Genomic DNA, 22,141 nt, shown 5'->3' with positions numbered 1-22,141 from the left:
GCAGTGCCGCACAGAAGCGCCCGCGGTGGGACCACGGCGTCGAGGTCCGAGTTCATGACTCAGCCCTGTCAGCGCAGTAACCCTGAAGCCGACAGCCCCGTCCGAAGCGCTTCGTACTCGTCGTCGTCGAGGGCCAGTAGCGGGGACCTCACGGTTCTGCTCTGCAGGACACCGAGCAACTGCAGCGCCCCTTTGACCGTGGTCGCGCCGTAATTGGGGACACCCATCACCGCACGCAACGCCGGCTGCAAGCGGGCATTGATCTCCCGGGCCGTTCCGACGTTCCCCGACATGAAGGCCTCGATCATCGCGCGGATCTCATCGCCTGCCACGTGACCGAGAACCGAGACAACCCCGCATGCCCCGTATGCGAGGAAGCCCAGCGTGAGGCTGTCGTCTCCCGAATAGACCGCATAGCCCAATTCACGCAGCATGATCGCCTGCGTGGGGTCTCCCGCGGCATCCTTGACCGCGACCACGGACGGCCACTCCGCCATCGCCTCGAATGTCGCCGGTGCCAGCTTGGTGCCCGCCCGGCTGGGAATGTCGTAGAGCATGACAGGAGCATCGACGGCATCCACGACGTAGCGAATGTGCTGCAGTACACCGCCCTGGCTCGGCTTGTTGTAGTACGGCGTCACCAGCAGCAGCCCGTCAGCACCATGCAGGACAGCCTGCCGCGCCAATTCCAGAGTGTGCCGGGTGTCGTTCGTTCCCACCCCGGCGATGACCTTCGCGCGGTCGCCCACCGCATCCTTGACCACACGCAGTATCCGACCATCTTCGCCGGTGGTCGTCGTAGCCGACTCACCGGTGGTCCCGGAGACGACAAGTCCATCATGTCCGTGATCGACCAAATGCAGGGCGATCCGCGCAGTCGCCTCCTCATCAAGCTCACCATCCACGGTGAACGCCGTAGCCATCGCTGTAAGTACGCGGCCGAACGGAGCGATAGGCGCTGACGAGACGGTCATTGCCCCAGTCTATGCGCCACGAACCGGCGACAGCCCTGACGAAACCGGTTCTTCACTTGTGGGCAACCGACCAGGGTCGCGCGGACAACGACGCAGGTCTCGGACTGAGAGCACCTCGTGAGCGGTCGCCGATCATCAATCTCGTCGGGTCAGGTCCTGGATCGGATCCTAATCTCGCTGCTCCTGCCGCTGCTCTCGCCCCCTCGTGGTGGGGTGCCGTTCGTCGTGGCCATCGATAACGGGAACCGTGTGATCAGCCGCGCCGTCACAAGCGACATCTGGCGAGCCTCCTCCACCGAGTTCACAACCGCAAGTGTGCACCGCCACGACCACCACCTCGTCAACGCCACACCTCACCCTTAAAAGGGTGCGGGCAAAAACGGAACCCACCGTGGACCGTGAACACCACGCGCGGGCACCTGTGACCATTATCGAGTACCTGGTCGACAGCGGTGATCGGGACACGGAAAGCTTCGCCACCTGTCTCAGAATGATTAGAGTTGCGTCCCGTCAGGATAAGTATCTTTGGTCCCGGGGCGGTATTGTGGAATGCATCACAGCACCGGACTTCGGCGCAACCAGCATACCCGGCCAGGCCGTACTCCCGCCGCGCGCGGCGAATGACCGAAGATAACACGAGCACAACGAGTCTCGGACATCCAACCGCTACAGCTATGGCGGACGGCCATCGCGGACGGCGACAACATGGACAGCACCGCGACGTCCCTCGGCGCTTCGACGCCAACGGCCGACGGCACACATCACCCTCGAAGAAAGGCACGGCAGACCTCGACACGCACTTGGCCCCGCCACCGGCAGTCGTCGAATCGGCAACGAATCGCCAACTCCCAGCAGTGCACTGACTCGCTACGGCCGCTTCAGGCCGCCACCCACGGATGACGAGCTCAGCCACGACCGAATGTCGAACCTCATTCGCGATTCGGGGCCGTCTCCTCCACCCGAATCACCGACAGACGAAGCCCAGCAATGAACTCACACACCGTCCTCGTCGCACTCGCGACTATCAATTCTAGCACCTCAACAACAATGCGGCAGAATGCATTTCGACGACCCAGACTGCCTCGGATGACCGGGTCGGAGGTGACACGGGAGTACACGATGTTCGCCCTGCGCGGGAACCAGATCACCGACCCCATGCGGCTGCGCCTCAGCGCCCGGCGTGTGGACGCGCTGGATGCGACCGGACTACTGATCGCGACCGCGCGATTCGTTTCCCCGACTGCGGGCTGGGAAGTCACTCTGGCCCCCCTGTTCCGGCAGGTGGTGAGTTTCGAGCCGTTCAAGGACGAGGCGATCCTCCAGCTGCGGCGGGTCGTGGGCGAGGTCGGCATGCACCAGAAGGGGACGAACCGATGACCACAGCGAAGAGGACGCCCCACCCGTTGAACCGGCGGCCGAGCCTGGCGGGCCTGATGTGGGCGCTGCAACAGATCGGAGCTGCGGTCTCGAACGACGACCGCGAGGCCTACCTGACTGCCGCGCAGTGCGCCCGGCACATCGGCTGCACCGAAGAACAAATCGCCGACGCCTACCGCTCGCGGGCGCGGCGCACCCCGCACCTGCACTTCCAGATCGACGGATCTCCGCGACCACCGAAAGGATGGAATTCATGAAGTGGGACGGGCGCACGGTGCACCCGGAGACCGGGAAGCTCATCCGGCTGATGCATCTCCAGGACGAGAGGTCGTCGTACATGCTGCGGGACGAGGGCAACCGCGTGGTCCTCACCGCCCACGACGACACCGTGCTCGCGGAGACGGAGCGGATACACGGCGGGAACTGGGTGGTCAAACTACCCGGCGAGCCGTCCCGCGAGCACTCGCGCAAGGACGACGCCATCGACGACATACTCGGGAATGTCGCGCTGAATCCGATGAACAGCGCGTGGCCGGGACGACGGCCGGGATCGGCACCTCCCGGCGGTGAGCGCGGGTCGACGTTGGTGGCTCACGCGCAGGCGCTGACACTGCAGGTTCTGGCCCGCGAGCCCGCGCGTGCCGACCACAGCGCGGGAGTCGCCGCCCGCGCGCTGGCCCTGACACCCACCGTCCCGGCCACCGAACGAGACACCTTGGTGGCCGCCGCCTGGCTGCACGACATCGGCTACGCCGCCGAGCTACGGCAATCCGGGTTCCACCCGCTCGACGGCGCCCACTACCTGCGAGCCCACGGGTGGCCGGCGCGGCTCTGCGACCTGGTCGCACATCATTCCGGCGCCCGCTTCGTCGCCGCGGTCACTGGCCTGGGCGATCAACTGATCCAGTTCGGTTTCGTCGAGGATGCGGTCTCGGACGCGCTGACGGCCGCCGATCAGACGACCGGGCCGCACGGCGAGGCACTGAGTCTGGACCAGCGGCTGCGCGAGAAGAACGACAGACACGGCTCCGACTCGCCGACCGCCCACGCCCACTCACAACGGGTGCCGTATCTGCGGGCCGCCGCCGGCCGCGTCGAGCACCGCCTGGGGCTGGAGTGAGTCCGCCGCCCAGGGCCCAGGACGCGAGCAGCGTGCGGAGAACGAGCCAGCAAGACCAGACCGGTGGGGTGGCGCCCGAACACCAGCCCGTAGCGCCGCAGTCCCGATGAACAGGCACCACGCCCCTCCGGATGGAAAATGTTGTCGGACTATTCGATTCGTGGCCCTTCGAGCGGAGAGATCCGGTGTTGCGGCTCAGACCTGGTCGGGATTCCAGGTCGCGACCGCCCAGATCACGACGGCGTTCAGGGCGATGATCGTGATCGACCACCACGGGTAGTACGGCAACCACAGGAAGTTCAGGAAGATCGACACGGCGCAGATCGTCATCGCGGCGAGCCGCGCCCAGGCCGCCCCGGTGAACAACGCTGCACCGACACCCGCGACGATCACCCCGAGCATGAGATGGATCCACCCCCAGGCGGTGATGTCGAATTTGAAGGTGTACTCGACACCGGTGACGATCACCTCGTCCTTGGCGATCGCGGAGATTCCCTGGAAGAATTCCAGCACGCCTACGGTGACGAGAAGGACCGCCCCACCAATCGACGTTCCTTTTGCCACACCTTGTTTGACCTGCGAATCCACGGACATGACCGTTCCTTTCCGTCAACTTGCGAAATGGCCTGGCACAACAAAGGATGATCCACGGAGCTGCGGGCATCGACGGGTGCGCGCTACCCCACATGCGACGGGGACGCCGATGATCCCGACACCACGCACGGCATCGCCGCCGATCAGTTGTGCGGGTCGCGTGCCGCGCGGGCCTCGTCCCCGGCGAGCAACGGATCGGCGTGATCCATCCGCGCGAGATGGGCTTTGATCCATTCGGTGGTCACCGCCCGCGCCGGCAACTGCTGCGGGAGCGAATACCCGACGGGGATGTCGGTCATCGATGCCTACGTTTCCTGAGTAGTTGGGACACATCCGGGAACTGCCCGGACACCCCAGTCGGCCCGCACCCGACGAGCCCGAGTGAGCGCCGTCGCCGCACGTGATGTCGCACGCTACGTGTCCACTGCGCCGTAACCGGCACCGTACGGCAACACTGCGCCGAGCCAGTTCGGTTGGGTACGTGCGAAATCCCGCACCTGAACATCATAGGTCCGACGCCGGGACCAGGGGTGTCCGGGAGACGAACACGGGGGGAAGAATTCCGGAACAGCGGCATACCGATGCAGGACGCGATCTCGGAAATCGGGCCCGGGCCCAGCAGTCGAAACACCGACCGGCTGAGGAGCCAGGATTGCGCTCAGGAAGCCAAAACAATTCAGGGAACAAACAGTTCGCCAACAGGTGGCTCGATGCAACGCTGTGATCGAGGACCCAGACTACCGCACTGTCGCCGAATCGCTCGCTGTCTGTCTGTTTTGCAGCGCTACGTCCGGTGTGGTCTCGGAGTGTCGCCGTCCGGGGAAGGAGGTGCGGCCGAGCCCGTCGGCGCCAGCGTGCGGGGTAGGAACACGGCGCCGGCGAGCCCGACCACGCCGACCGCCGCCAGGACGACCATGGCGAGCGCGTACGAGCGCTCGGGGGTGGCGGTGATTCCGGCGACGAGGACGGTACCGGCGATCGCGGCGCCGAGGGACGAGCCGAGATTCGACACGCTTCGTGAGAGGCCGGAAATTTCGCCCTGCAGGTGGTCGGCGAAGGCCGACTGCACCACGTTGACCGACGGGGTGAGCATGACACCGAGACCCAGTCCGATCAGCAGCAGTCCCGGCGCGAACGCCCAGACGTTCGGGGTGCCACTTACCAGCGCCAGCAGGACGGTTATGCCGCCGATCACGACGAGGAAGCCGGCGAGGATCAGGGTGCGCTGCGCGCGCCGTTTCGCGAACCGTTCGGCAGCGAGGGAGGCCGCCAGCAGACCCGCCGTTTCGGCGGTGAAGATTACTCCGGTCTCGATCGCGTCGTAGCCGCGTACGACCTGGAGGTAGGCCGCGACCACGAACGACACCCCGGTGAGCAGCAGCCACTGGGTGTTCTGGGTGACCAGGCCCAGATTGGAAGTGCGGTTGCGGAACAGTGCGGTCGACAGCAACGGTTCCGTGCCGGCGCGTTCCTTGTCCCGCACCGAGCGGAAAAACCACACCAGCACGAGGGCACCGGCAACGATCAGGGTGATCATCAGCCAGGCGTTGTTGTCCGCGGCGAGGATTCCGGTCACCATCAGGACGAGGCCGACTGCCGAGAGGATCGCCCCGCCGGTGTCGAACGGACGGGTGGGGTCCGGCGGAAGCGGATCGGTGATGCTCCGGGCCAGCACCACGATGGCCGCGACGACCAGGGCCTGGAACACGAACGCCGCCCGCCAACTGATCGCCGAGGTGATCAGGCCGCCGATCAGCGGCCCGGCGGCCGCGCCGATTCCTCCCATCGCGCTGATCGCACCGAAGGCGCGGGCTCGTGAGGTGACCTCGGTGAACAGCAGCGTGGTGAGGATGTAGACCGGCGGGATCAGCAGCGCCGTGCCCACACCTTCGAGGATCGAGTTGCCGAGGATGAGCACACCCAGGCCCGGGGCTGCCGCGCTCATCAGTGCACCGACTCCGTAGATGACCAGGCCGACGGTGAAACACCGCTTCCGCCCGTACTTGTCGGTCAGCTTGCCGCCGGGGATCATCAGCGCCGCCATCACCAACAGGAAGATGGTGATCGCGACCTGCACACCTTGCACGCTGGTGTCCAGGTCCTCGCTGATGTCGTTGATCATCACGTTCATGTTGGAGCCGGCGAAGCTGCAGATGAACTGGGCCAGTGCCAGCGGGATCAGAACCCGGCGGAGAGCGGCCGAGCGGTGAGCTGCATCGTCTCGTGGAGCCACCTCGCACCTGTTCCGGGTCGGCGGCCGTGACATCGACTCAGGCGCACAGTCTTCACGCAATGGGCCCGCGCGAACATGCGCCGTGCTCGGGGAATTCGACGTGAATGATGTTACCCGCCGGACGAGTTCGCCGGGCGGTGATGCGGAGCCGAGGGGTTCGGTGACCGGACCTTCCTGTGGTCGCCGAGCGGCAATGTTGCGGGGTTGTGAATTTTCCTCCATTACCTGCCCGCTCGGAGGACACTGGGCCTCGAAGACCATCTTCTCACTCGTCCCGGGAAGGGAACGTCATGTCCGAGGATTCGTTAGTCAAACAAGGTGTGGCACAAGGGACCGCGATGGGCGGGGCGGTCCTGCTCGTGACCGTCGGCGTGCTCGAAGTCCTCCAGGGACTGTCCGCGATCGCCAAGGACGAGGTGTTCGTCACCGGCGTCGATTACACCTACGAGTTCGACTTCACCGCGTGGGGATGGACTCACCTGATCGTCGGCGCGATCGTCACCGCCATCGGTGTCGCGCTGTTCACCGGTGCGACGTGGGCACGATTGGGCGCCATGGTGATCTGCGCTGTGTCGATCTTCGTCAACTTCCTCTGGTTGCCCTACTACCCCATGTGGGCGATCACGATCATCGCCCTGAACGCGGTCGTGATCTGGGCCGTGTCGAGGTGGAATTCAGCGGACACCTGAACGGTGCCGCCGCACCCACCGTATCGATGAACATCAAGTGAACCGCATCGCAACGCTTTTCGACCATCAGGGAAACATCCGAGGTTCGGGAGATCTGTCATGCGCATCGAGGACTACGGACTCATCGGGGATCTGCAGACAGCCGCTCTGGTCGGCTGCAACGGCGCCATCGACTGGCTGTGCCTGCCGCGCTTCGACTCCGCGTCGTGTTTCGCCGCACTGGTCGGAGACGAACGGCACGGCCGCTGGAGCCTTTCCCCGGTCGGCGAGGCGCGGGTCAGTGCTCGCCGCTACCGTCCGGGGACGCTGGTGCTCGAATCGGATTTCGAGACCGCCGACGGCATGGTGCGGATCATCGACTTCATGCCGCGGCGCGGCGACGGTCCACCCCGGGTGATGCGAATCGTCCAAGGTGTCCGGGGCCGGGTACCGATGCGGATGGACCTGGTGGTTCGCCCCGACTACGGCTCCATTTCCCCGTGGGTCGAGCCGGAACCGGACGGCGTCCGCGCGACCGCGGGACCGGACACCTTCCGCCTCTGCACACCGGTGCCACTGCAGATCGACAACGGTACGATCGGCGCCAATTTCGTCGTCACCGAGGGTGGCCGTGCCCGGTTCACTCTGTGCTGGCACTCGTCCTTCGACGACGCACCGACGATGGAGGACGTCGATTCGGCGCTGGCCCGCACCGAGGCCTGGTGGCGGGAGTGGAGTGGGCGTTGCGTGTACTCAGGCCCCTACCGCGACCAGGTGCTGACCTCCCTGATCGCGCTCAAGGCGATGACCTACGAAAAGACCGGCGGCATGGTCGCCGCGCCCACGACCTCCCTACCCGAGGATGTCGGGGGAGTGCGCAACTGGGACTATCGCTACTGCTGGCTGCGTGACTCCGCGCTCGCCCTCGAGGCGTTGCTCGCCGCGGGATACACCGACGAGGCGCTCGCGTTCCGGGATTTCCTCACGCGCGTCGGGACGGGCGATCCGAAGAAGATCCAGATCATGTACGGAATCAGCGGGGAGCGGCGCCTGACCGAATTCGAACTCGACGGCTTCCCCGGCTACGAGGACTCCCAGCCGGTCCGAGTCGGCAACGCGGCATCCGAGCAGTTCCAGCTCGACGTCTACGGCGAGGTCGTCGGCATGCTCTTTTCCGGTGCGGAGATCCTCGGCCGGATCGACCCCCGGCGCTGGCCGCGCTGGCAGAAGCTCATCGAGCACATCGAAACCATTTGGCGCGAACCCGACGACGGCATCTGGGAGACCCGAGGGCCTCGCCGGCATTTCACCCACTCCAAGGTGATGGCCTGGGTGGTCTTCGACCGGGCCGTGCGCTTGGCCGAACGGTTCGAACTCCCCGCCCCCATCGACCGGTGGCGGGAGGTACGCGACGAAATCCACCGCGACGTCTGCGCCCATGGGTTCGACAGGCAGCGAAACACTTTCACGCAGTATTACGGGTCCGAGGAGCTCGATGCGAGCGTGCTCACCATTCCGATCGTGGGCTTCCTGCCCGGCTCGGATGCTCGCGTGACCGGAACGATCGACGCGATCACCCGTGAGCTCGGCCGCGACGGCTTCGTCTCGCGCTACTCGACGGCACAGACCGATGACGGTTTGCCCGGCGACGAAGGGCAGTTCCTCGCATGCTCGTTCTGGTTGGTCAGCGCGCTGGCCCTGAACGGGCGCACCGGCCACGCCCGCGCCCTGTTCGAGCGGCTCATCGCCCTGTGCAACGATCTGGGCCTACTTGCGGAGGAGTATGACGTCCGCCGACGCCGGCAGGTCGGCAACTTCCCGCAGGCGTTCAGCCATCTCACGCTCATCGGCGCCGCGTACGCCATTGCCGGTGCCGAATGCGAATCGCGGGAAGTCGATTCCGAACCACCAGACGTTTCGACGGACCAGATGACGCCGGCATGAAGTACAGGTGGATATTCCGTGAAGCGGACCGAGCGTGTGGATAACGCGCCCACACCGAGTGGGTGAGCCGCGTCGGTGGACCGCGATCGTGATGCTCGGATCGACGATTTCATTTCCTCGCAGATTTTCTTCGACGGAGAGGGCGTTTCATCGTGGATGTCGCATCTGAGGAAGGCGAGGGCGCGGCGTCGCGCCGGTCGGTGACCCATCCCTTCCTGTACGAGATCAACACGTGGCCGTGGCTGAACCGGTTGAGCACCGACACCGGTCGCCGCGTCCGTCTCGGGAGCGTGCCCGACGAGCAGTGGGACGCCATCGCAGACCTCGGTTTCGATGCGGTGTGGCTGATGGGCGTGTGGGAGCGCAGCCCGGCGGGTGTCGCCATCGCGTTGGCCGACGACGAACTGGTCTCCACCTTCGAGGCGACGCTCGACGACTACGTTCCCTCCGATGTCGTCGGTTCGCCCTACTGCATCCGTGACTACGAGGTCGACCCGAATCTGGGCGGCCGGGCGGGACTCGCGGCGGCGCGGGCAGCCCTCGCGAGACGGGGGCTGGGCTTGATCCTCGACTTCGTCCCGAACCATGTGGCACCCGACCACCCTTGGACGACAACTCATCCGGAGCGCTTCGTGCAGGGCACCGCCGCGGATCTCCGACACGACGCCACATCGTTCGTCGATGTCGCCGGCCGAGTGCTGGCCAACGGGCGGGATCCCTACTTCCCGGCGTGGCCCGACGTCGTACAGCTCAACGCCTTCTCCCCGGATCTTCGGTCGGCGGTGGTGGAATCGCTCCGCCGGATCGCAGACCAGTGCGACGGCGTCCGCTGCGACATGGCGATGCTCATGATGAACGATGTCTTCGCCCGAACGTGGGGCGACCGCGCCGGCGACGCTCCCGCCGAAGACTACTGGCCGACCGTGATTCCCGCGGTGCGCGAAAGCCACCCGACGTTCCGTTTCATCGCCGAGGCGTACTGGGACCTGGAGTGGGCGCTGCAGCAGCAGGGCTTCGACTTCTGCTACGACAAGCGTCTCTACGACCGGCTGGTTCAGGGGGACGCCAAGCAGGTGGCCGGCCATCTCCTCGCCGATCTCGACTACCAGGAGAAGCTGGTGCGCTTCCTCGAGAATCATGACGAGCCCCGGGCCGCGATGGTGTTCGATCCGGCACAGGCGAACGCCGCAGCGGTGGCGACGCTCACCCAGACCGGAGCGCGTCTGGTGCACGAAGGCCAGATGGAGGGCCGACGTGCACGGCTGCCGGTATTCCTCGGGCGCTTCCCCGAAGAGCCAGGTGACGCCGAGCGGTCCGCGTTCTTCCGCTCGCTTCTGACGGCACTCGGGGACATCACGTTCCGGACCGGTTCCTGGCAACTGTGCGACCGCCCGGGCCGGCCCGGTAACGACAGTGTCGAGAATCTGGTGGCGTGGTGCTGGGACGGCGATCGTCGATGGCTGGTCGTGGTGAACCTGGGCCCCGACACCGCGATCGGCTCCGTGCGCGTTCCGTGGCACGACCTGCGAGGGGTGCCATGCCGGCTCGTCGACCCCACCCACGACGTCGTGTTCGATCGTGCCGGCACCGACCTCTGCGACGGACTGTACGTCGAGCTCGGTCCGTGGCAGTGGCACCTGTTCCGTATCGACTCGCCAGAGGAGCACCCATGAGCAAGCACGCATCCCACGGACGTACCTCGGCGGAACACGCGCGCCTCGCCGAGGCCACCGGGCGGGCCGAGGACGACCTGTTCACGGCGAACCCGTGGTACGAGTGGGGTCCCTACCTGTCGGAGCGGGCGTGGGGCACCGTACGCGAGGACTACAGCGACAGCGGCGACGCCTGGGGGTACTTCCCCCACGACCACGCCCGTTCCCGCGCCTACCGGTGGAACGAGGACGGCATGGCCGGGCTGTCCGACATCCACCACGACCTCTGCATGGCGCTCACGCTGTGGAACGGCGCCGATCCGATCCTCAAGGAGCGAATGTTCGGTCTCACCGGTCCGCAGGGCAACCACGGTGAGGACGCCAAGGAGTACTGGTGGTACCTCGAGGGCCTTCCGAGTCACGCACTACTCCAGTGGCGGTACCACTACCCGCAGGCCGAATTCCCCTATCAGCAGCTGATCGACGAGAACGCCCGCCGCGGCCGCGGCGACTTCGAGTTCGAACTGCTGGACACCGGGGTGTTCGACGACGGGCGTTTCTGGATTGTCGACGTCACCTACGCGAAGGCCGGTCCCACCGAAGTGCTGGCCCGCATCACCGTCCAGAATCACGGACCCGAAGAGGCCGACATCGACGTCCTCCCCACGGCATGGTTCCGCAACACGTGGCGTTCGTCCGGGAGTGCCGAGATCCCCGGTCTGGCGCTCGACGGGGACGCCGTCGCCGTCGACCACCCGCGCCTGGGCGGGTATCGGCTCGAGGCCGCCCCCGCGAGCGACGGCACGCGACCCGAAGCATTGTTCTGCGACAACGAAACCAACACCGCCCGGTTGTTCGGTGCGGCGCCGATCAGCCCGTTCCCGAAGGACGGAATCAACGACCACGTCGTGTCCGGCGCCGACACCGTCAACCCCGACATGCGAGGAACGAAGGCGGCGTGGCGCTATCACCTGACGGTTGCCGCCGGGGAAACCGTCGAGCTGCGACTGCGCCTGTGGCGGCCCGAGCCGACCAGCCCCGCAACACAATCGACGTCCTGGTCGACGACCGCGTTCGACGATGTCCTCGCCCGCCGGCACGCGGACGCCGACGAGTTCTATCGCACCCTCGCCCCGAGCGACACCGACCCCGAACGCATGCGGATCCTCCGGCAATCGTGCGCCGGTCTGATCTGGAGCAAGCAGATGTACCCGTATCGGATGACGACCTGGCTCGACGGCGATCCCGCCGAACCGGCGCCTCCTCCGGGACACCGCAGCGGGCGCAACACCGGGTGGCGGCACCTCGACTCGTTCGACCTCCTGGCGATGCCCGACCCGTGGGAATACCCCTGGTTCGCCGCGTGGGACCTCGCATTCCACACGGTCCCCTGGGCACATCTCGATCCCGCCTTCGCCAAGTACCAGCTCATCGTGCTGCTCAAGGAGTGGTTCCTCCATCCCAACGGCGCCCTCCCCGCCTACGAATGGAGCTTCGACGACGTGAACCCGCCCGTTCACGCCCTGGCGGCACTGCGGGTGTTCCTCATCGACGGCGCCGAGGACGTCGAATTCCTCGAACGCGTCTTCCAGAAACTCCTGATCAACTTCACCTGGTGGCTCAATCGCCAGGACCCCGACGGGAACAATCTCATCGGCGGCGGCTTCCTCGGACTCGACAACATCAGTCCCCTGGACCGTTCCCACCTCCCGCCGGGGGTCCGGCTGGAACAGGCCGACGGGACGGGGTGGCTGGCCTACTACTCCGCCACCATGCTCTTCCTCGCCCTCACCCTCGCCGACCGCAACGACGTCTACGAGGACATGGTCGTCAAGTTCCTGGAGCAGTTCGCGCTGATCAAGGAGGCGCTCGACGAATCGGGGCTGTACGACCCGAACGACGGATTCTTCTACGACCGGCTCGTCGACGCCGGTGGGAACGCCACCCCGATCCGCGTGCAGACGCTCGTCGGCGTGATACCCGTCCTCGTGGCGGTGTCCATTCCCGAGCGCAATTCGGAACGAGTGCAACGGCTGAGCAAGCGTTTCGGTCGCATGGTGCGCGCGAACGGAAGGAACGCGGATCAGTCGTGGCGGGTGCGGACCACCGACGCCGAGCGCCGACTGCTGCTGTCGGTGCTGACGGAGCAGCAGCTCCGGACCGTGCTAGCGACACTCTTCGACGAAGAGGCCTTCCTCTCACCGCACGGGCTGCGCTCGCTGTCCAAGCAGTTCGAGTCGCCGTACACCCTGCCGGGCACACCGGACGCGGTGATCGACTACCAGCCGGCCGAGTCCCGCACCGCGATGTACGGCGGCAACTCGAACTGGCGGGGCCCCGTCTGGTTCCCCGTCAATTACCTCGTGATCCGGGCGTTGCTGCAGTATGCACAGTTCTTCGGTGACGACTTCACCATCGACTACCCCACCGGTTCTGGGCGACGCCTCACTCTCCGGCAGATCGCCGACGACCTCGCCGACCGCCTCGTCGGCATCTGGCTGCCGGACGCCGAAGGAAACCGGCCGGTGAACGGCGGCGAGAAACTACTCCAGACCGACCCCGCTTGGAAGTCCAACCATCTGTTCTACGAATACTTCCACGGCGACAACGGCGCCGGACTCGGCGCGTCCCACCAGACCGGCTGGACCGCGCTCGTGGCCGACCTGGTCCTCGACCCACCCGGCCGCGGCGCATGGATCGCGGGGGCCGACGCCCCTTCCTCCCGCACCCGACATCCCCGCGACTGACTCAACCGCACATCCGGGCACCGCCGAAAGCACAGAAGCCGACGAATATCGGTGCTCCCGCCCATCGGAGCGTGTTCGGCGATGGCGCCGGGATTCGGTGCCGAACCGTGTCGCCGTGTTCGAGGCGAGCGACGACACCGACACCGCAGGGTCTTTCGAGCTGCCCGGCGCCGACCTGTCCGGCATAGAATTCACCGTCCGCGTCATCCCGAAACGGTCGGACGAATTCACCTGCACCAGTTGCTTCCTGGCCCATCACTACAGCCGCCGCGCCGCCCACGAGTGGGTTGTTCACATGTCGGCGGATCAGGACCGATCGGACGAATGGGCCGTCATGACCGCGGTGAAGGTCATCCGGTCGCCGCGGTAGAGGGAGCGGCGCTGCTCGATGGGGATGTCGTCCCGGTCGTAGGAGACACGGTTGAGCAGGAACATCGGGGTTCGGGTGTCGGCGGTGAGAAGTGCGGCCTCCCGTGCGTCCGGCAGGGTGGTCTCGATGCTGTCGACCGCTCGGTGAAACTCGACTCCGCGGGAACGAAGTTCGGCATACAGCGACGATCGGTGATCGAAGGTCTCGCGCAGGCCGGGATACCGGTCGGCGGGCAGACGGGTCGTCTCGAGTCCCACCCGGAGACCGTCGGTGGTGAACACGCGCTCGAGCTGGACGACGGGTGCACCGACCGTGACGTTCAGGACGCCTGCGAGTTCCTCGTCTGCCGTCATAGCCGTCCAATCGACCAGGATGCGCGTCGCGCGCAGGCCCATCTCCAGCGCGGCCTCGGTGTACGACCCCATAGCGAGCGGGAGCACGACCTTCGGCGTGGCCACAACGGTGGTGCGGCCGCGGCGTTCGATGCGGCCGGCGACGAGCAGTTCACGCATGGCCTGCCGCACCGTTTCGCGGGCGACGTCGTAGCGTTCGGCCAGGACTCGCTCGGAGGGTACGGCATCGCCGGCGCTGAGACCGTCGAGCAGGGCATCCAGCTTGCCGCGTACGACCTGATGCTTGAGGACGCGGGGTCGGTCATCGACTGACATGGAAGAACCCTAGCACCGCGTGGTCTAGACCAGCTTGTTCCTCATTGTTCACGTGTCGTTCAGGAAATCCACCCTCGCTGGTCTAGACCAGCACGCACAGTCTCCGTCATGCCCACTTCGACAGAACAGAACTCCGCTGCAGCGGTGTCGCCCACTCCCCCGCTCAGCCAGATCGCACTCGTGGTCCTCGATATGGCCGGAACCACGGTCGCCGACGACGGATTGGTGGTCCGCGCGTTCGACGCCGCCGCGTCGGCCGTCGGCCTCGCCGCCATCGGCCCCGAACGCGAAGACGCCCGGCAATATGTTCTCGACACCATGGGCCAGTCGAAGATCGAGGTCTTCCGCGCACTCTTCGGTACCGACGGTCGCGCCGAGGAGGCCAACCGCGCCTTCGAAGCCGCGTACGACGATCTCGTCGCCGACGGCGTCACACCGATCCCGGGCGCCGCCAACACCATTGGCCTGCTGCGCGAGGCCGGTGTCAAGGTCGCGCTCACCACCGGATTCAGCTCCTCGACCCAGCGCCGGATCCTCGATGCCCTCCGGTGGCACAATGTCGCCGATGCCGTCCTGGCCCCCGGCGATGGCGTCCGCGGCCGTCCACACCCCGATCTCGTTCTCACCGCCGCCCTCCGCACAAACGTCGACGACGCCGCCGCGGTCGCGGTCGTCGGCGACACCACCAGTGACATCGTGTCCGGTTGCCGCGCCGGCGCGTCGATCGTCGCGGGCGTACTGACCGGCGCCCACGACGCCGACGCCCTGCGCGGCGCCGGGGCCACCCACATCCTCGCCTCCGTTGCCGATCTCCCCGGCCTGATCCTTCCCGCCTGACTCCCCTCTCGATGACAAGGACACACCCATGATCATTCGCACCCGTCGGCGGGTCGCCGCTCTCACGGTGGCCTCCGCCGCGGCTCTCGTCGCCGCCGGCTGCTCCGGATCAGGATCCGATTCGGACGCACTCAACGCCCAGGGATTTCCCGAGACCATCACATTGGCAGCGATTCCAGCTGAGAACTCGACCGACCTGAAGGCCAGCTACGACCCCGTGATCGAACGGCTCGAGCATGAGACCGGGTCCACCGTCGAGTTCGTGCAGGCGTCGGACTACGCCGGCGTCGTCGAGGGCATCATCGCCGGCAATGTCGACCTCGCCTTCTTCGGACCGTTCGCCTATGTGGTCGCCGGTATCAACGGCGCAGAGATGACGCCGCTCGGCGCCGTCGTCAAGGACGCGGGCGGCAAGCCGGGATACCAGTCGTACGGCATCGCACAGGCCGACAACGACTCCGTCAACGGTCTCGCCGACTACGCCGGCAAGACGGTCTGCTTCGTCGACCCGAGCTCTACGTCCGGATTCCTCTATCCCACAGCCGGTCTCATCGAGGACGGGGTGATCTCCTCCGGTGCGGAGTCCGACATCTCGGCCGCGCTGACCCCGATCTATGCGGGAGGCCACGACGCCTCCGCCCTGGCGGTGAAGAACGGCGACTGCGACGCCGGCTTCGCTTTCGACACGATGGTGGACAACACGATGATCGACAAGGGCGAACTGACGCCCGGCGAGATGAAGACGGTCTGGAAGTCCGAGACGATCGCCGGATCGGTGTTCACGGCGAGCAACGCACTGGGCACCGAGGCGATCGAGAAGTTGAAGACGATCTTCGGCGAGAAGATGAACGCCGCGGCGTTCCGGGCCGACGGTATCTGCTCCGACGACTGCCGGATCACCGACGAGCGCGCGTGGGGTGTGGTGCCCGCGCAGGACTCCGACTACGACGGGGTCCGCCACGTCTGCGAGGTCACCGGGTCAGAGAAGTGCCGGGGCTGATGACGACCGGGCCGAGTCGGCACGATCACGGCGCGGGGGACGACGTCGTGATCGCCGTGCGCGAGGTGACCAAGACCTTCGGCGCCACCACGGCGCTGCAGGGCGTCTCGCTCGATGTGCATCGCAGCGAGATGCTCGTCCTGCTCGGACTGTCCGGGTCCGGGAAGTCGACGCTGTTGCGTTGCATCAACGGGCTGCACCCGGTGACGTCGGGCAGCGTGGACGTCACCGGTACCCGTGTCGATCTCGCGACGCGCAAGCGGATCCGTGAGCTTCGCAAGGACGTCGGATTCGTTTTTCAGAATTTCAACCTCGTGGGCCGTCTCAGCTGCCTCGAGAATGTTCTCATCGGCGGGCTCGGGCGGTTGCACGTGCCGCGATACGGCGCACTGACCTACCCGAGGAGCATGCGCACCGAGGCGATGGCACACCTCGACCGCGTGGGCCTCGCCGACTACGCCGAGCGGCGCGCGGACACGCTTTCCGGCGGGCAGCAACAGCGGGTGGCGATCGCCCGGATGCTGATGCAGCGCCCGACCATCGTCCTCGCCGATGAGCCCGTCGCCTCGCTCGACCCCGAAAACGCCGGCGTCGTCATGGATCTGCTCTTCCGCGTCTGCATCGAGGAGAAACTGACCGTGGTATGCACGCTGCACCAGGTGGACCTCGCGCTCGGGTGGGCGCACCGGCTCGTCGGCCTGCGGGGCGGTGTCAAAGTGCTCGATCGTCCCGCGGTCGGCATGACCCGAGACGAGGTCATGGCGATCTACCAGCGCGTCGACCCCGGCCTTGCGCACGAGACGGCGACGGCAGGATCGACATGATCGCGACTCTCCATGCACGACACAACGGCACTGCCGCCGCCCACCCGGGCCACGGCGATCGCCGTCGGCGGTGGTTGCTGCCCGCCCTGACGGTGATCGCTCTGGTAGCCACCGTCGTATCCGCCCGGTATATCGAGTTCGCGCCGGGCACGCTGATCGACGGACTCGACGATGTCGCGCGTCTGCTCGGGCGAATGCTGCCACCGCGGGTCGACGATCCGGGACGTGTCTGGGTCCTCGCAGTCGAGACGCTGCTCATGGCCGTGCTCGGCACGGTTCTGGCGGCGGGCGCATCGGTTCCACTGGCGTTCCTCGCCGCACGCAACACCACCCCGCATCCCGCGGTGTACGCGATCGCTCGCGCGGTGATCACCTTCTGCCGTGCGATGCCCGACCTGCTCTTCGCCGTGCTCTTCGTGCGGGCGCTGGGAATCGGTGTCCTGCCGGGCATCCTGGCGCTGGCCGTGCACTCGATAGGAATGCTCGGCAAACTCTTCGCCGATGCGATCGAGCAAACCGACCCAGGGCCCCGCGAAGCGGTCCGCGCCACCGGCGCCGGCTACCTGCGAGAGATGATCAACGCGGTGATACCCCAGGTCATGCCCTCCTGGATCGGCACCTTCGTCTACCGCATCGACATCAACCTGCGCATGTCCGTCGTCCTCGGCTTCGTCGGCGCCGGCGGTATCGGCTTCGCGCTGCAGGACGCCCTGCGGGGCTTGATCTATCCGCGCGCGCTCGGCATCGTCCTGGTCATTCTGCTGATCATCGCCGTGATGGAAGCTGTGGCCATCATCGTCCGCCGCATGCTGCTGAGCCCCTCATCGTCCTCACCGCACCGGGACCGGCTGATGCGGTTCGGATTCTCCGCAATCCTGGTCGGTTCGTGCGCGGCGTCATTCGTCGTGCTCGATCTCGATCCGCGCACCTTGTTCACCTGGATCGGGCCGTCGCTCGAGGTGTTCACCCGCATGGCGCCGCCCGACTTCGCCTCGCTCGGATCCGACCTGGTGGATGCGGCGGTGCAAACCGTGGCGATCGGTGTGGTGTCCACGGCCATCGGCATCGTCCTGTCGATCCCCGTCGGAATCCTCGCCGCCCGCAACATCTCTCCGCATCCCGCAGTGTACTGGGCAGCTCGATCGTGGATTCTCCTCGTCCGAGCCGTACCGGAACTGATCCTCGCGGTCGTGTTCGTCGCCGCACTCGGCCTCGGCCCCGTCGCCGGCACCTGCGCCCTCGCGATCGGATCGATCGGGTTCCTCGCCAAGCTGGTCGCCGACGCCGTCGAAGAGATCGACTCCGGACCGCTCGACGCCGTGGCATCCGTCGGCGGCGGATGGTGGAAAACAGTGTTCGCCGCGGTAGTCCCGCAGGCCGTGCCCGCCATGGTGGGCTCGAGCCTGTATCTGCTCGACGTCAACATCCGAACCTCGACCGTCCTCGGCATCGTCGGCGCCGGCGGTATCGGATTCCTACTGTTCGAAGCGATTCGGACACTGAACTTCCAGGTGGCAGGCGCCATCGTCGTGATCATCTTCGTCATCGTCTACCTCATCGAAAGGATCTCCGGGTGGATCAGATCGCTCCTCGTGTGACACGCGCCGCCATATGGACAGGCGACACCATGACCGTGCGGGATGTCCCCGTCCCGCTCCTGGCCCCCGGTGAGGTGCTGGTGCGGGTGGGGCTGGCGACGGTGTGCGGCAGCGACCTGCACACCGTGAGCGGTCGCCGGCCGGGCGCATGCCCGTCGATCCTCGGTCACGAAGCTGTCGGTCACGTAATCGCGGTCGGCGGCGACGCCGCGGGGGAATCGGTGACCGTCGGTGAACGCATCGTGTGGTCGGTCACCGTCGCATGCGGACACTGCCCCCGCTGCCGGGTCGGCTTCACCGCGAAATGCACGAATGTCCGAAAGACCGGTCACGAGGCGTTCGAGGGTGATTGGGCCCTCAGCGGTTCCTACGCCGAGCACATCATTCTGCCGCCCGGCACCACCATCGTGCCCGTTCCCCCGCACCTGCCCGACGCGGTGGCAGCGCCCGCCGCCTGCGCAACCGCAACGGTCATGGCCGCCCTCGACGCCGCCGGCGACGTGACCGGTCGACGTGTCCTGATCTGCGGCGCCGGCATGCTCGGAGTCACCGCAGCAGCTGCCTGCGCCGAGGCCGGCGCCCACGTGCGCATCACCGACATCAACCCGCAACGGCTCACACTGGCACACCGATTCGGAGCAAAGGACGACGACGGTACCGACGTCGATGTCGCGGTGGACTTCTCGGGATCAGCCGATGCCGTCGCCGGCGCGCTCGGGCGCCTGGGCATCGGCGGACGACTCGTCCTGGCAGGTTCCGTCAGTCCAGGACCCGCAATCGCGGTCGATCCCGAGGCGGTCGTGCGCCGATGGCTGACCATCACCGGCGTCCACAACTACGAGCCCCGGCATCTGACCCACGCTGTCGCGTTCCTGACCCGCACCAGCGAACAGTTCCCCTGGGAAGACCTAGTGGCAGAGCCGGTCCCGCTCGACGACATCGCGACCGTCATGGCCCCGCCACCCCCCAACATCCTCCGAGCCTCGATCGCACCATGAGGATGCGGCAAGCGCCGGAAAGGCTGAGGCCGGCCGGTTGCGCCGCGCAGTGCGCACAACTTCGCTCGCGGTCCGGTGCAGCAGAACGCCACAGATCACCACATCTGATCATCCACCGACAGCCCGTGTACGGGCGAGATGATCTCGCACCTCCATGATCCCCCTCCATCGCCCTCCATGACGCGATCGACATCACGGGATCGTCTTGTGCTTCGTTCGCCGATAGATCTCGAGCCGCAAGGTGGCTGCAGGTTCGCCTGGCATCAAGGCACCGTTCGCCTGACACCACGACAGTGTGAACCCTGGGTAAAACCCTCACGGGAGGCGCGCGGCGGGAGGCGGGTCCGGGAGGTGTCTGCGAGGCTGGACGGACCGCCGGAATGACCTTCGGAGTCCCATGAGCACTCATCGAACACACAGCACGCCCCGCACCACAGGATCCACTATCGGCACGTCTGTCCTCTGGCTGGGCGGTGGCCACTCGCACGAGACCACGGAACCCGTCGAGCGCAGCACGTACCAGGTCGCCGGCCTGGTCGTGCTTGTCAACGGACTACTCGCCTGGCTGGTTGCGACCATGGCCGTCGCCGCCGCGACGTCCTGGCCAGTCCTTGCGCTTCTGCCGTTCACCCTGATCTTCGGTCTGCTGGTGGGCGCCCTGGCCCGCACCCTTGCCAGCGGGCGGCAGATTCGGTGGTCCGGGTGGGTGGGCCGCGCGGCGGTTGCGTTGTTCGTCGGGGCGGTGCTCGGTGAACTGGCATTCCTCGGCATCGTCGCCGGATCGATCGACCGGGCACTCGATGACCGGGCCGCCGCGCAGGTCGCCGCGGACCCGGAGATCGTGCAGTCGGCGCAGACCCTGGACCGGTTGCGGGCCCAGCGGGCCGGTCTCGACGAGTCGCTGCGCGACGCCCGCGCGCAGCGCGACGACGCGCTCGTCGTCGCCCGCTGCGAATTCAACCCGTCCCCGGCCTGCCCGCCGGAGAAGATCACCGGTGTGCCCGGCGCCGGACCCGAGACACGCACGGCCAACGAACTACTCGCCGACGCCCAGCAGGAATTCGACTCCGCCCTCGCGACCCGCGACCGCGAAGCACCCGGCCTCGACGCCGACATCGCGCAGGCTACCGACGGTCTCACCGCCGCGCAGACCGCGGCGCCGCCGGACCTGAACCGCGGCCTCGGCGCGCGGTGGACGGCGATGCACGACTACACGGTCGGCCACCCCGGAACGTTGATCCTCCGGTTGGCCACCATCGCCTTCTTTGCGGTGCTGAGCCTGCTGCCGCTGGTGCTCGAGCTGTGGCGCGGTGAAACCGAGCAGGATCGCCGCGACGCCGCCCATGCAGAGCGGGAGCGGGCAGAGCGCGAGGCCGACACCGCGATCGCCGTGAAGCGGGCGGAGGTCAGGGCCGCCGCCGAGGCCCTGTGGGCGGAGCAGCAATTGGCTGCCAACCGTCTCGCCGCCGAGGCCGAGACCGCGATCGCCCGGGAACGGCAGCGGCGGCGGATCGTGGCGGCACACGGCGGGGAACTCACCGCACCGTCACACGCACTGCATTCGTCCGGAGGTCTCACCGAGCCCACGCCGCTGGCGGAGCTGACCGCGGCGGCGCTCACCGCGCCGTCCACCACCGACGAGCCCCCGGCGGGGCCGGAGACCGACGACACCGACACCGAGAACCTGCCCGTGCCGGTCGACACAGCGCCGGTGGTGCAGCGCCGAAGCGGGCCGCTCGGCGTGCTGCCAGCTCTACCACTGGGCAATCCGATACCGGACATCACCAGTGCCGTCACCGAGATCATCCGCCCGTTCGTGCCGCCGATCCTCGCCCGGGCGGTCGGCCACACCCGGCGGACCCTCGTCGAGGAATTCGAGGAAGTCAGCGTCAGCTACACCCGCCGCCGCACGGTGACCGTGGACGAGCAGCAGAGCACCTCGACACCGGTCGGTGAGCCGACCGAGGAGAGCGTCGAACAGTCACCACCCACTCGGGTGACCGCGACCCGCATCGCCGAGCCCCCACACGGTGGATCGAGGCCCGAGTGGCTGCCGGACTCGCTGGAGCCGGCATCAGACCACGACGACTCGCCCACACTCACCGCGGCGGCCCGCCACGCACTGACTGCACGGAAGGGCCCACGGGAGCTGCCGCCGGGAGTCTGAAGCGGCGCGACAGGGTCGTCAGCAGGATCCCAGATCGTCCAGCTCCGAAACGATACCGATCCGCCCCCTATACCTCCGCCTGACCAACGGGAATGGGGCGCCGCCGCGGGTGACCACGTAGCAGTGGCACTTGCGGTGGCAGGCGTCGTTTACTGGTCGCGCTCCACGCGGCAACTCGTGACGGTGTGAAGTGGAGGAGTCGGTGGCATCGTTCTGCAACCGCACAGCAGTGTCGTCATGGGTGGTCACGGTGCTCCAGCGGGGTTGCGCAGCTGCAGGACTGTCACGTCAAGACGTTCGATCGGTATCCCGCGCCGAAGGTCTAGACCCCACGACCCCGCCGCGGTGGCAGCATTAGAGGGAATACTGC

Annotated in this window: 18 protein-coding genes and 1 pseudogene; 14 read left to right on the top strand and 5 right to left on the bottom strand. The window is 67.0% G+C overall.

Annotated features, from left to right (window positions below; all coding sequences use genetic code 11):
• Nucleotides 1-68 precede the first annotated feature (68 nt).
• The gene (gene dapA, locus RJ1_RS15920) at nucleotides 69-974 is read right to left on the bottom strand and encodes a 4-hydroxy-tetrahydrodipicolinate synthase (protein WP_073361402.1); all 906 of its coding nucleotides are present in this window, start codon (nucleotides 972-974) and stop codon (nucleotides 69-71) included.
• Nucleotides 975-2,060: 1,086 nt separating this feature from the next.
• On the opposite strand from dapA, the gene RJ1_RS15915 reads away from it, so the two are divergent.
• Genes RJ1_RS15915 through RJ1_RS15905 form a run of 3 tightly spaced genes read left to right on the top strand, consistent with a single transcriptional unit; the run spans nucleotide 2,061 to nucleotide 3,471 of the window.
• Entirely contained in the window at nucleotides 2,061-2,351 is a 291-nt protein-coding gene (locus RJ1_RS15915; RefSeq protein ID WP_073361400.1) for a hypothetical protein, read from the top strand.
• Nucleotides 2,348-2,608: a hypothetical protein gene (locus RJ1_RS15910; protein ID WP_073361398.1), complete on the top strand. Its 261-nt coding sequence runs from the start codon at nucleotides 2,348-2,350 to the stop codon at nucleotides 2,606-2,608. The genes RJ1_RS15915 and RJ1_RS15910 overlap by 4 nt, the downstream gene beginning before the upstream one ends.
• On the top strand, nucleotides 2,605-3,471 hold the full coding sequence (locus RJ1_RS15905) for an HD domain-containing protein (RefSeq protein ID WP_240320109.1): 867 nt from the start codon (nucleotides 2,605-2,607) through the stop codon (nucleotides 3,469-3,471). Before RJ1_RS15910 ends, RJ1_RS15905 begins: the two co-directional genes overlap by 4 nt.
• A 195-nt stretch (nucleotides 3,472-3,666) precedes the next feature.
• Here RJ1_RS15905 and RJ1_RS15900 read toward each other — a convergent pair whose 3' ends face one another.
• The 3 genes from RJ1_RS15900 to RJ1_RS15895 all read right to left on the bottom strand — a co-directional run bounded on the left by RJ1_RS15900 (nucleotide 3,667) and on the right by RJ1_RS15895 (nucleotide 6,298).
• Nucleotides 3,667-4,065 (bottom strand): DUF7144 family membrane protein, encoded by a 399-nt coding sequence (locus tag RJ1_RS15900; protein WP_073361396.1) that lies wholly within the window; start codon nucleotides 4,063-4,065, stop codon nucleotides 3,667-3,669.
• 143 nt (nucleotides 4,066-4,208) lie between these two features.
• A complete protein-coding gene (locus RJ1_RS46745) occupies nucleotides 4,209-4,364 on the bottom strand; it encodes a hypothetical protein (protein WP_162850420.1) in 156 nt (51 codons plus the stop codon).
• A 485-nt stretch (nucleotides 4,365-4,849) separates the two neighbouring features.
• Nucleotides 4,850-6,298, bottom strand: a complete 1,449-nt coding sequence (locus RJ1_RS15895; protein ID WP_240320107.1) for an MFS transporter — start codon at nucleotides 6,296-6,298, stop codon at nucleotides 4,850-4,852.
• A 290-nt stretch (nucleotides 6,299-6,588) separates the two neighbouring features.
• Between RJ1_RS15895 and RJ1_RS15890 the strand changes: the two genes are divergently transcribed.
• The 5 genes and pseudogenes from RJ1_RS15890 (at nucleotide 6,589) to RJ1_RS49290 (ending at nucleotide 13,679) form a co-directional block, all read left to right on the top strand.
• Nucleotides 6,589-6,987 (top strand): DUF7144 family membrane protein, encoded by a 399-nt coding sequence (locus RJ1_RS15890; protein WP_073361392.1) that lies wholly within the window; start codon nucleotides 6,589-6,591, stop codon nucleotides 6,985-6,987.
• A gap of 93 nt (nucleotides 6,988-7,080) precedes the next feature.
• A pseudogene (locus RJ1_RS15885) lies at nucleotides 7,081-8,910 on the top strand (glycoside hydrolase family 15 protein); the annotation flags it as partial.
• Between the two features lie 152 nt (nucleotides 8,911-9,062).
• A complete protein-coding gene (locus RJ1_RS15880) occupies nucleotides 9,063-10,583 on the top strand; it encodes an alpha-amylase family glycosyl hydrolase (RefSeq protein WP_083400831.1) in 1,521 nt (506 codons plus the stop codon).
• Complete coding sequence (locus tag RJ1_RS15875; RefSeq protein WP_073361387.1) at nucleotides 10,580-13,309, top strand: MGH1-like glycoside hydrolase domain-containing protein; 2,730 nt, start codon at nucleotides 10,580-10,582, stop codon at nucleotides 13,307-13,309. The genes RJ1_RS15880 and RJ1_RS15875 overlap by 4 nt, the downstream gene beginning before the upstream one ends.
• Nucleotides 13,296-13,679, top strand: a complete 384-nt coding sequence (locus RJ1_RS49290) for a DUF4193 family protein (RefSeq protein WP_378381325.1) — start codon at nucleotides 13,296-13,298, stop codon at nucleotides 13,677-13,679. The genes RJ1_RS15875 and RJ1_RS49290 overlap by 14 nt, the downstream gene beginning before the upstream one ends.
• Here RJ1_RS49290 and RJ1_RS15865 read toward each other — a convergent pair.
• Nucleotides 13,616-14,347: a GntR family transcriptional regulator gene (locus tag RJ1_RS15865; RefSeq protein ID WP_073361385.1), complete on the bottom strand. Its 732-nt coding sequence runs from the start codon at nucleotides 14,345-14,347 to the stop codon at nucleotides 13,616-13,618. The two genes, RJ1_RS49290 and RJ1_RS15865, sit on opposite strands and share 64 nt — an antisense overlap.
• 108 nt (nucleotides 14,348-14,455) lie before the next feature.
• Here RJ1_RS15865 and RJ1_RS15860 point away from each other — a divergent pair, with 108 nt between their 5' ends.
• From RJ1_RS15860 to RJ1_RS15835, 6 genes are all read left to right on the top strand, one after another.
• Complete coding sequence (locus RJ1_RS15860; RefSeq protein ID WP_073361383.1) at nucleotides 14,456-15,184, top strand: phosphonatase-like hydrolase; 729 nt, start codon at nucleotides 14,456-14,458, stop codon at nucleotides 15,182-15,184.
• A gap of 28 nt (nucleotides 15,185-15,212) precedes the next feature.
• A complete protein-coding gene (locus RJ1_RS15855) occupies nucleotides 15,213-16,184 on the top strand; it encodes a phosphate/phosphite/phosphonate ABC transporter substrate-binding protein (RefSeq protein ID WP_073361381.1) in 972 nt (323 codons plus the stop codon).
• Entirely contained in the window at nucleotides 16,184-17,008 is an 825-nt protein-coding gene (phnC, locus tag RJ1_RS15850) for a phosphonate ABC transporter ATP-binding protein (RefSeq protein ID WP_073361532.1), read from the top strand. Before RJ1_RS15855 ends, phnC begins: the two co-directional genes overlap by 1 nt.
• A complete protein-coding gene (gene phnE / locus RJ1_RS15845; RefSeq protein ID WP_073361379.1) occupies nucleotides 17,005-18,606 on the top strand; it encodes a phosphonate ABC transporter, permease protein PhnE in 1,602 nt (533 codons plus the stop codon). Before phnC ends, phnE begins: the two co-directional genes overlap by 4 nt.
• Nucleotides 18,582-19,604 carry a zinc-binding dehydrogenase gene (locus tag RJ1_RS15840; protein ID WP_073361377.1) on the top strand — a complete coding sequence of 341 codons (1,023 nt, stop codon included), beginning with the start codon at nucleotides 18,582-18,584 and terminating at the stop codon, nucleotides 19,602-19,604. The genes phnE and RJ1_RS15840 overlap by 25 nt, the downstream gene beginning before the upstream one ends.
• Nucleotides 19,605-20,001: 397 nt before the next feature.
• The gene (locus tag RJ1_RS15835; protein WP_073361375.1) at nucleotides 20,002-21,771 is read left to right on the top strand and encodes a DUF4407 domain-containing protein; all 1,770 of its coding nucleotides are present in this window, start codon (nucleotides 20,002-20,004) and stop codon (nucleotides 21,769-21,771) included.
• Nucleotides 21,772-22,141: the final 370 nt, after the last annotated feature.

It is taken from the genome of Rhodococcus jostii NBRC 16295 (assembly GCF_001894825.1).
In the GTDB taxonomy this organism is placed as follows: domain Bacteria; phylum Actinomycetota; class Actinomycetes; order Mycobacteriales; family Mycobacteriaceae; genus Rhodococcus_F; species Rhodococcus_F jostii.
Note: the sequence above shows the minus strand (reverse complement) of the source record. Positions and strands in the feature narration are given on the sequence as shown.